Origin of the sequence: Shewanella sp. 1CM18E, assembly GCF_023161665.1 — a bacterium.
GTDB lineage: Bacteria > Pseudomonadota > Gammaproteobacteria > Enterobacterales > Shewanellaceae > Shewanella.
In genome coordinates this window covers 76,933-87,081 of sequence record NZ_JALNTW010000004.1, presented here as the reverse complement: position 1 = coordinate 87,081, position 10,149 = coordinate 76,933, and the positions used below count along the sequence as shown (strand labels likewise).

The window sequence follows — 10,149 nt, the reverse complement described above, 5'->3', positions numbered from 1 at the left end:
AAGTCTAAGGTTAAACTAACTAAAGAGCTTGAGAGTTTACAAACTCAAATTGATAACTTGGGCAATGAAGTTGGTGTACCAGGAAGTGGTATTGATGAGGGGCTAATAGCGGGTCTTGAGAAAGCGAAGGTAGAGGTTCAGTCTGAGCTTGATTTTGTTACTCAGCTTGCGATTGATACTAAAAATCAAGCGAATCAAACACAGCTAGATTTTGAAATAGCTTCAGATGAATTAGCAGTTAAAGAAGATGTACTAAAGGCTTCAGGGATTGCTTTAAACGACCATTTAACTGCACAAGCGAAAGAGGTGTATGAGCTTACATCTAACGTAGAGCTAATGACTAACGTTACGATGCAAAATGCTAATGATATCTCTCATGGCAAGGTTAGCCTAGAAATAGCCGCGACGAATATGGAGGTTGCGTTAACTTCCCAGTTAAAAGATCTGCAAGCACAAATAGATCGTATTAACTCTGGTGATGAAGGTATCAATCCACCATCAGACGGTACTGGTAACGATGAGTTGATTGACGGGCTTGAGCAGGCAAAGATTGAGGTTCAGGCTGAAATTGATGACGTCAACGCATTAGTTGCTGAAAACGAGAATAGTGTTGCGAATGGTAAAGATAGCCTTGAGCTTGCTGTTGAAAGTATGAATTCTGAGTTACAAGCCGCGAAGCAAACTATGAGCAAAGAACTTGTAACGGCCAAATCAACTTTGGTTACAGGAGCTGATGCTCTAATGGCACAACTTCAAGCAATGCAAGCTCGCATGGATTCACAAGATGCACTTATTGCTGAACTTCAAGCAGGTAATAACCCAAGTATTCCAGTAGAAGGCAATGGCATCGACCAAGATCTTCGTGATGGTCTGCAAACAGCGGGTGCGACTATGCAAGCACAACTTGGTAAAGCTGCTGAAACCTTAAAGACAGCATCTAACGGCCTAAAAAATAATAAGCCAGATGCTGGGGTTTCACCAATTGCACCGACTGAGCCTAGCAATCCAGAGTTTAACCCTCGTGATCATGAGTTTGGTTCTGTAGGTCAAGGCGCTGCAAAAGATTGGAAGACTGCAAAGGTTGATGCTGGAAAAGCGCAAATGAAAGATTACCTTGATACTGAGTTTAAGTCTTTTGAAGATGACTTAATGGCTAAGTACAACTCTGAAATGAATGACTTCCAAAATGATGTTCAAGAGCAAATGGATTCAGTTATGGCAAGCTCACATGCTATCAGCAACTCGCGTCCCTTCTTGACAAATGGTGGCACAGCAGTAGGTGTTGGTACAGGCTTTAGTGGTGATGCTTCTGCGGTAGCTATCGGTGTTGCTCATAGCTTTGTTGATACTGGTTGGAGTGTTTCTGGTTCAGTCAATGCGACAACAGGTTCTGATTCTGACGTTTCATTTGGAGCTGGTGTTCAATATCAGTTTTAAGAACCTTAAGAGTCATAAAGTAGGTGTTTTTGACTTACTGAAAGGTTGTTAAACCCCTTGCCAAGGACGGCAAACTCAAAGAGATAACTATGTTACCTGAAGGGATTGTTGAAATAGAAGGTCGGTTTTTCGTAAGGTTAAATGCAGACGATGAACACTTACAGTTACCGTCATTTGATGAGCCTTTGTTAGCTTTCGTATTTAGGCGTAAAAGAATTGCTAGTTTATCGAAAACCAATAATGGCAAGGCTTCAAAGTTACGAAATCCCAGTTTAAAAAGCACCTAACAAGGTGCTTTTTTATTAACCATCGTTTTATAGCTGTGAAGTTATATCCATTCTATGTTTGCCCGATTTGTCATTTTGTTAATAATATGTTTATTCTTAATTTACCTTTTAGTTAGGTTTGATTAAGGCCTGCTGAGCTTCAAATTAAGAGTAATCATCATGCTAAAGAAATTCCTATTATTAATTTTAGCCATTATTGCCTTGCCTTTCATAGTGGCCTTGTTTGTCGATAAAAATTACTCAGTAACCGAGCAAGTCACCATAGATAAACCCGTTGTAGAGGTGTTTGGTTATATTAAGTACCTTAAAAACCAAGATAACTATAGCGTGTGGGCGCAGATGGATCCTGATATGCAAAAGAGTTATCGAGGCACTGATGGCATGGAAGGATTTGTTGCTGGTTGGCAAAGTGATAAAGAAGATGTGGGAGCTGGTGAGCAAGAAATTTTGCGTATAGATGAGGGCAGACGTATTGATTATGAGTTGAGGTTCTTTAGACCCTTTGAATCAACAGACTTAGCCTTTATGGAAGCAAAAGCTTTGTCACCGAATCAAACGCAGGTTACTTGGGGTTTTGATGGGCACTTAGATTACCCAATGAATTTGATGTTTCTGTTTATGGATTTTGAAGGCATGATAGGTAAAGATTTAAGCCAAGGGTTAGATCAGCTTAAGTCAGTTGTTGAGACTCAATAATAGCCAAAATGCAATAATCAAGGATTCGATATGACGCAAGCACACCATCCACTGAATGACTTTATTGAATATCCGCAAGCAGAAATGCTTGAGCGCGCTGAGCAAAACTATCAACAGGTGCAGCGTCGTCATTCAATCCGTAAATTTTCAGACCGCACAGTACCAAAAGAAATTATCGAGAAGTGTATTCTAGCCGCAGGCACCGCGCCTAATGGTGCTAATCATCAACCTTGGCATTTTGTTGCCATTAATAGCCCTGAAATAAAAGCGCAAATTCGCCATGAGGCCGAAGCGCTAGAGCAAGCTTTTTATGCTGGCCGAGCAGGGGAAGAGTGGCTTGATGCGCTAAAGCCTTTAGGGACTAACGCTGAGAAACCTTACCTTGAACATGCGCCTTGGTTGATTGCCATTTTTAGTAAGAAACGCTCGGAAGAAGAGGGTGAGCAAAAGACCAATTATTACGTACATGAGTCGGTAGGGATTGCGACTGGCTTTTTAATTCAAGCGCTGCATAACGCAGGCTTAGGTACCTTGACCCATACACCCAAACCTATGTCGTTTTTAAGTAAGGTTTGTGGCCGCGATAATGCCAATGAGCGGCCGTATATGCTGATTATTGCAGGCTACCCTGGTGACGATGCCACAGTGCCAGAGCATGCACTGCAGAAAAAATCCCTTGCTGAGATCTGTGACTTTATCTAAGTAATTTATTTAAATATGTTTTCAACCCGCTATACACAAACGGACGCCAATAGGCGTCCGTTTGTGTAAGCTTTGTTTATATGACTTGTTTAAACATCCTTAGGGGTTTTACAGATCAGAATGAGGGCCAAACACTTCGTAGTGAATACGATCATCGCTAACCCCAAGCGCTAATAATTGCTGTTTGGCAAACTGCATAAAGGCCACCGGTCCACATAGGTAATAATCGCCATCAGTTAGTGGTAACGAATCTTTAAGTGCAGCAAGATTCATAAAGCCTTGATGGATGTTGGTGGTATTTACTACGTCATTGGCATTACCGATATCACGGTACCAAGTATGGTGTTCAAGCTTAAGTTGTAGTCCCAGTGACTTAACTCTTTGATTAAATGAATGTTGCTCGACACCTTCACAGGCGTGCAGATAGAACACAGGTTTTGCGAACGACTTCGACGCCAACATTTCTAGCATTGATTGCATGGGAGTGACACCAACGCCAGCCGAGATCAACACCACTGGTGCTTCGCGCTCTTCGTAATGAAAATCGCCCGCTGGAGGGTAAACGTCAATCGTGTCATCGATATTTACGTGATCATGCAAATAGTTAGATACCACTCCAGGCACGCCAACGGCTTCTTTTTTCACTGAAATACGATATTGCTTGCCGTTAGGTTTGTCTGATAATGAATACTGACGAATTTCTTGGTAGTCATGGTTAATTGGTGCAACACTGACACCTAAATATTGTCCTGATTCAAAATCAATCACTGCATTGTCGTCCACAGGAGCAAGCACAAAGCTAGTCACTAGCTCAGACTCTTTGGTTTTAGCGATAACCTTAAACTCACGCGCCCCTTTCCAGCCGCCGACTTCGGTTGCATTTCTGTGGTACAGCGTAGCTTCTCTATCGATAAAAATGCCCGCTAACACGCCATAAGCTGCAGCCCACGCTTCTTCTACATCTGGCGTAAAGGCATCAGGCGCTAATTCGCGTAAGGTTTCTAATAAGTGATGACCCACAATTGGGTAATGCTCTGGTTTAATATCAAAGCTAGTGTGTTTGTGGGCAATACGCTCTACTGCGCCGCTTAGTGCGCCTAAGTTATCGATATTTTTAGCATAGGCCGCGACAGCATTAAAAAGCGCCGCGGGTTGGCCGCCAGAATGCTGATGGCTCAAGTTAAAGATATGCTTTAGCTCTGGGTTATGGGCAAACATGCGCTGATAAAAGTGCTCGGTAATCGCAGTGCCAGCTGACTCAAGTAGTGGAATAGTGCTTTTGACTGTGCTGATATGTTTTGCAGATAACATCTAAATATCCTTTATTGATTATTTAACGTCCCGAGTGCGAACGCGTAGGTCTTAAGCCTTGTATAGCGAGAACTATGCCAAGTTATAAAAAGGCCTTTATGCTGGCTTTTTAGGGCGTTAACCATGTTTTTGTAGTCTAAATGACTCTTTGGTTGTGTAGTCTTTTTGACTCTTGTGGTCGGTTTTGTGCTTTTTAGGGACCGCATGCTAAGCTTGAGCAAGCGAGTGGTTCAGCATGCACAAATAAGGTTATCGTCAGTGAGTGAAATATCTTCTACCGCTTTAATAGAGCTAGCATTAAATCTAACTAATAGTCTGACAGCCAACGACAGGTTCGAGCGCTTACTCAGTACAGTGCGGCAGGCTGTGCCATGTGACGCGGTCGTTTTACTGCATGTGCAAGGCGACTACCTTAAGCCGCTAGCGTTACAAGGTTTGACTAAAGAAACCTTGGGCCGACGCTTTGAAATAGCTGCCCATGGCCGTTTTGAGCAGATCTGCAAATCAACCACGCCACTACGATTTGCTGCCGACAGTCCGTTAGCCGATCCCTATGACGGTCTGCTATTAGCTCATGAAGGTGATTTACCGGTACATGCTTGTATGGGGCTACCTTTGTTATCTGATAATAAGCTTATAGGCGTGCTTACACTGGACAGCATGGTGCCTAATGTTTTTGATGACATCCCCAACCGCACCTTAGATATTATTGCCGCTATGTCTGCTGCCACGCTAAAGACCGCCATGATGCTGCAGCAACTAGAGCAACACTCAAAGCACAATCAACAAGTGGTGGCAGAGCTTACTCACGAAGCACTGATTAAAGATGGCGGCGAACTGATTGGCGAGAGCGCCAGTATGCGTAAACTCAAACAAGAAATTGAGATGGTAGCGGCATCGAATTTTTCAATCTTGATTGAAGGCGAGACAGGTGTAGGTAAAGAGTTAGTCGCCCGTACATTGCATCGACAATCAAGTAGACGTGATGGGCCGTTAGTTTATGTTAACTGTGCAGCCTTGCCAGAGAACTTAATAGAGAGTGAGCTGTTTGGGCACGTGAAAGGGGCATTTACGGGGGCAGAACGTACCCGTACAGGTAAGTTTCACTTAGCCAGCGGCGGCACTATTTTCTTAGATGAAATTGGTGAGTTACCACTCGCGGCGCAAAGCAAACTGCTCAGAGTGCTACAAAACCAAGAGATCCAAGTGGTTGGTAAAGATGATGTTGAGTATGTGGATGTGCGTATTGTCGCTGCGACTAACAGGCAATTACGTGACGAGGTCGAACAGGGGCGTTTTCGCGCGGATCTATACCATAGATTAAGCGTTTACCCCGTTGCTGTTCCGCCGCTTAGGCAGCGTGAGGGCGATATTAGTCTGTTATGCGGCTACTTTATTGAATCGACCCGCCGAAAGCTGGGCATGACGCAACTGACTCTGGTTAAAAATGCCATCAAGGTGCTAAGTGATTACGATTGGCCTGGCAATGTGCGTGAACTAGAGCATGTGATTAGCCGTGCGGCGTTAAGAGCCAAAAGCGACAGTCATTCGCCAATAGTGCGTATTGGTTTGACTCATTTGGCATTGATGTTACCGAAAGATAAAGCACTTAACGGTGGTGAACCATTGCAGGCGGATAATGCGTATAAGGATGCTGCGCAAGCTGATATTAATCTTAAGATGCAAACTGATGATTTTCAGCGGCAACTTATTTTGCAGCACCTGTCAGAGCAAAATGGTAACTGGTCTGCTACCGCTGCACGATTGCAGGTGGACCGCGCGAACTTAAATCGGCTCGCTAAGCGTTTAGGTATTCGAGTCAGCAAGCGTATTGAGGTTAAGCCGGAGTAAAGCTGAGGATATGCAGCATAGCATTGATTATTCAACAGGGAACGCAGATGAAAAAGCACAATATTTTAAGCGATTTACCAGGTGATTTATCACAAGAAGTCTTCGAGCCAATCGTTAAAACCGATACAGTGTTGATTGAAAGAATCATTTCTAAAGCCCATGTGACACCTAAAGGCCAATGGTACGATCAAGCTCACAGTGAATGGGTGATGGTGATGCAAGGCGCTGCCACACTTGAATTTGTCGATGGCGAGCAAGTTGAGTTAACTGTGGGGGAGCACATTAATATTGGCGCTAATGTGAAGCATCGGGTTGCTTGGACAAGTGAAGAGGTAGAGACTATTTGGTTAGCGGTGCATTATTAAACGCTGACTAACTATTAAGTGCTAAGTTAACCCCTGATAAACCCAGCGATAGGAGCCAATATGCAACATGATAAATGCGCGTGCCCCAAGTGTAATCAACGCGAGTTTGAAACCGGTGAAATTCGCGTGTCAGGTGGTTTTTGGTCACGTATTTTTGATATGCAAAACAAGCGTTAATATACCAATCAATATAAGAATTTGATCAGCTCAGAACGATTTTTGGCAAACTAATTCAAGGCGAATAGCTGTAATAATGGTTATTCCCTTAAAAATCTATTCAACGCAGAAGTAGGCAGCCAAAAACGTTCCAGACTGGCGAGTTTTAGCGATTCTGATGCTGTGGCTCTTAACAAACAAAGAGGGAACTTGAACCTAGTTCAACTATGCCCTTCGCTCGTTGCGAACCACATGGATGTGGTGAATGTCATTAAAGCAGGAGCACTTAATGACCTTGCCTCAAAACCGCTAAACTCTCGCTGAGTGACTAAATGTTTATACTGATTGGTATTACAGTAACTTGCTCAAATTGCAGTTACACCGAGTTTTATAAAGGCAAGTCATCAGCGCTGGGTAATGCCTTTGATCTGTTCACATAACAAGATATGGCTGTTGGCTTATACTGATTGGTATTAGTGGCGGCTAAAACTAGTCCATTATTTCAGTGCTGAAATTAACAGCAAATCGTTCAAAAAATGATTTTATATTAGCTAACGCCAAAGCGGGCGGTTTTTGCTATAATCTTCGCCCAAAATATTTGTGTTAACCCTTTTTGAGTGATTTTTATGAGCAATGTTGGCATTTATACTCCTAGCGATAAGCCAGACGACACGCCTAATGACGCGCTGCATATTCCACTAGAGATGCAAAATAACCGTTTAGAGTTGTTGGCTCCGGCTAAAAATGCCGACTATGGTATCGAAGCAATTCGCCATGGTGCTGACGCGGTCTACATTGGTGGTCCGGCTTTTGGTGCTCGCGCAACGGCGGGTAACAGTGTTGAAGACATTGCTCGCTTATGTACGTTTGCTCATCAATATCACGCCCAAGTGTTTGTCGCCATCAACACCATTTTGATGGACGACGAATTAGACGCGGCGCAAAAGCTTATCTGGGAAGTGTACGAAGCGGGCGCGGACGCGCTTATTGTACAAGACATGGGTATTTTACAACTTGATCTGCCGCCTATTGCGTTGCACGCTAGCACGCAAATGGATAACCGTAGCCCTGAAAAAGTGGCGTTTTTAGAGCAGGTCGGTTTCTCACAAGTGGTACTTGCCCGTGAACTGGGCTTAAGCCAAATTCGCGATGTTGCCGCTAAGACCAACATGCAAATTGAGTTCTTTATTCATGGTGCATTGTGCGTTGCTTATAGCGGTCTATGTAACTTAAGTCACTCATTCAGCAACCGCAGCGCTAACCGCGGTGAATGCTCGCAGATGTGTCGTTTACCGGGCGAGCTTAAAACCCGTCAAGGTGAAGTCCTAGCGCAAAACGAGCACTTGTTATCACTTAAAGATAATAACCAAACCGATAACTTAGAAGCCTTGATTGATGCGGGCGTGCGCTCGTTTAAAATTGAAGGTCGTCTAAAAGATTTAAGCTACGTTAAAAATGTCACCGCCCATTATCGCCAAGAACTAGACAAGATCATCGCTCGTCGCAGTGAGTTTGTCGCTTCATCTCATGGTCGTTGTGAACACACTTTTACGCCAGATCCTGAAAAGACTTTCAACCGTGGCCGTACCGATTACTTTGTTAATGAACGTAGCCAAGGCGTGAGTGACTTCCGCTCGCCAAAATACATTGGTGAAGAAGTGGCAACCGTTAAGCATATTGGTAAAGACTTTATTGAAGTCACCTCGACGGAAACCTTTAATAATGGTGACGGCTTGTGCTTCTTCCCAAGCGATTACGCAGAAGCTATACAATCTGATGATAAGTTAAAAGGGCTGCGGGTTAACCGCGCCGAAGGCTTAAAGCTATTTGTGCTGCGTATGCCAAAAGAGCTTAAAGTGGGCATGACGATTTATCGTAACCATAACCAAGCTTTTGAAGCTGTACTGGCTAAAGAGTCATCAAAGCGTATTATCGGTGTTAATATCGTATTAGCCGATACGGCAGATGGCGTATCTCTGACTATGACTGATGTTTATGGGCACAGTGCAACTCAGTCGTTAGAGGTTGAAAAAACCGTGGCAACTGATGTTGAAAAAGCCCAGCAAGGTCTGCGTAAGCAGCTTGCCAAGTTAGGTAGCACTGACTTTAAAGCCCACAATATTTTAATTGAAACCAGTGAGACTTGGTTTATCCCTACCTCGCTATTAAACGGTTTACGCCGTGATACCGTTGCTGCGTTAGAGCAAGCACGAGTCAATGATTACGTGCGCCCTAAAGCGTGGAAATATAATCAAGACGCCGTGTATCCAGTTAAGCACTTAAGCTATTTAGGCAACGTGGCTAACGAGCAAGCGAAAGCCTTCTATCAGCGCCATGGCGTGATTGAAATTCAAGACACCTATGAGAAAAATGGTATTAGCGAAGATGTGCCTCTTATGGTCACTAAGCATTGCCTACGTTTTAACTTTAACCTTTGTCCAAAAGAAGTGCCGGGGATCAAGGCCGATCCTATGGTTTTAGAAATTGGTAAAGATGTGCTTAAGCTAGTGTTTGACTGCCCGAAATGTGAAATGATGGTGGTTGGCGAAAACAGACAAGTTCGCACACCTGATTAGATCCCTCGCACGTCGGCGGATCCAATTTACTCACACTATTAAGGAAAATAGACATGGGATTATTAGATTCGCTGATGGGCAATGCTTCAGAGGTCAACCTGGATGAGTTAACCCAAGAGTTAAGCCCGATTATGGCCGACAATGAGTCACTAACCTTGGCTTATAAGGTGATTCGCGACATGTTCGTGTTTACCAATAAACGCCTTATTTTAATCGATAAACAAGGTGTAACCGGTAAGAAGGTGAGCTATCACTCTGTGCCATACAAGTCGATTACCCATTTTGAAGTGGAAACCGCCGGCACCTTTGACATGGACGCCGAGTTAAAGATTTGGATCTCTGGTCAAAAAGATCCGCTAGTGAAAGAGCTCAAGCGTGGCACTGACGTGGTTGGTATTCAAAAGACCATCGCCAATATGTCGTTATAGGTTCTCTATAAACTCTCTATAGGTTCTCAAAGTAAGCAAATGCTAATCGCAGCGATTAATCGATAAATGTATTAGCTGCGATTTTGCCACTGCCAGCCCGGCTTAGTTAAACTATCCTGCCCAATAATTTCTGTTTGCCGCAACTGCCTATTTGCTAAAGTAAGCGCTTAATCCTGTACTTGATAAATATCTGGCTGCCAATTTTGCATCAGAGACAGCGGGTTTTCTATATAAACCCATTCATGGGTTAATCTGTCCTTATGTCACTTTACCTCTAGTCAATGTTACCTTATACCAATCAGTGTCAGAATTTGAGCTACTCAGAGTGATTTTTGGCAAA

General features: G+C 43.6%; 10 protein-coding genes. 9 read left to right on the top strand and 1 reads right to left on the bottom strand.

The window, feature by feature from the left end; translation table 11 throughout:
- From MSG37_RS07715 to MSG37_RS07705, 3 genes are all read left to right on the top strand, one after another.
- The coding region (locus tag MSG37_RS07715; RefSeq protein ID WP_248470005.1) for a YadA C-terminal domain-containing protein at positions 1-1,437 on the top strand (1,437 nt) is incomplete at its 5' end.
- A 446-nt stretch (positions 1,438-1,883) separates the two neighbouring features.
- The gene (locus tag MSG37_RS07710; RefSeq protein WP_248470004.1) at positions 1,884-2,420 is read left to right on the top strand and encodes an SRPBCC family protein; all 537 of its coding nucleotides are present in this window, start codon (positions 1,884-1,886) and stop codon (positions 2,418-2,420) included.
- Positions 2,421-2,450: 30 nt separating this feature from the next.
- Positions 2,451-3,122 (top strand): nitroreductase family protein, encoded by a 672-nt coding sequence (locus MSG37_RS07705; RefSeq protein ID WP_248470003.1) that lies wholly within the window; start codon positions 2,451-2,453, stop codon positions 3,120-3,122.
- A gap of 108 nt (positions 3,123-3,230) precedes the next feature.
- On the opposite strand, the gene hmpA is transcribed toward MSG37_RS07705, so the two are convergent.
- Positions 3,231-4,433 (bottom strand): NO-inducible flavohemoprotein, encoded by a 1,203-nt coding sequence (gene hmpA, locus MSG37_RS07700; RefSeq protein WP_248470001.1) that lies wholly within the window; start codon positions 4,431-4,433, stop codon positions 3,231-3,233.
- 258 nt (positions 4,434-4,691) lie between these two features.
- On the opposite strand from hmpA, the gene norR reads away from it, so the two are divergent.
- The 6 genes from norR to MSG37_RS07675 all read left to right on the top strand — a co-directional run bounded on the left by norR (position 4,692) and on the right by MSG37_RS07675 (position 9,809).
- Entirely contained in the window at positions 4,692-6,284 is a 1,593-nt protein-coding gene (gene norR, locus MSG37_RS07695; protein WP_248470000.1) for a nitric oxide reductase transcriptional regulator NorR, read from the top strand.
- Between the two features lie 47 nt (positions 6,285-6,331).
- The gene (locus MSG37_RS07690; protein WP_248469999.1) at positions 6,332-6,649 is read left to right on the top strand and encodes a cupin domain-containing protein; all 318 of its coding nucleotides are present in this window, start codon (positions 6,332-6,334) and stop codon (positions 6,647-6,649) included.
- 60 nt (positions 6,650-6,709) lie between these two features.
- Entirely contained in the window at positions 6,710-6,826 is a 117-nt protein-coding gene (locus tag MSG37_RS07685) for a zinc ribbon domain-containing protein (protein WP_248469998.1), read from the top strand.
- A 311-nt stretch (positions 6,827-7,137) separates the two neighbouring features.
- Complete coding sequence (locus tag MSG37_RS21385) at positions 7,138-7,245, top strand: zinc ribbon domain-containing protein (protein WP_348984458.1); 108 nt, start codon at positions 7,138-7,140, stop codon at positions 7,243-7,245.
- A 186-nt stretch (positions 7,246-7,431) separates the two neighbouring features.
- Complete coding sequence (locus MSG37_RS07680) at positions 7,432-9,381, top strand: U32 family peptidase (RefSeq protein WP_248469997.1); 1,950 nt, start codon at positions 7,432-7,434, stop codon at positions 9,379-9,381.
- A 53-nt stretch (positions 9,382-9,434) separates the two neighbouring features.
- Positions 9,435-9,809: a PH domain-containing protein gene (locus MSG37_RS07675; protein WP_248469996.1), complete on the top strand. Its 375-nt coding sequence runs from the start codon at positions 9,435-9,437 to the stop codon at positions 9,807-9,809.
- Positions 9,810-10,149: the final 340 nt, after the last annotated feature.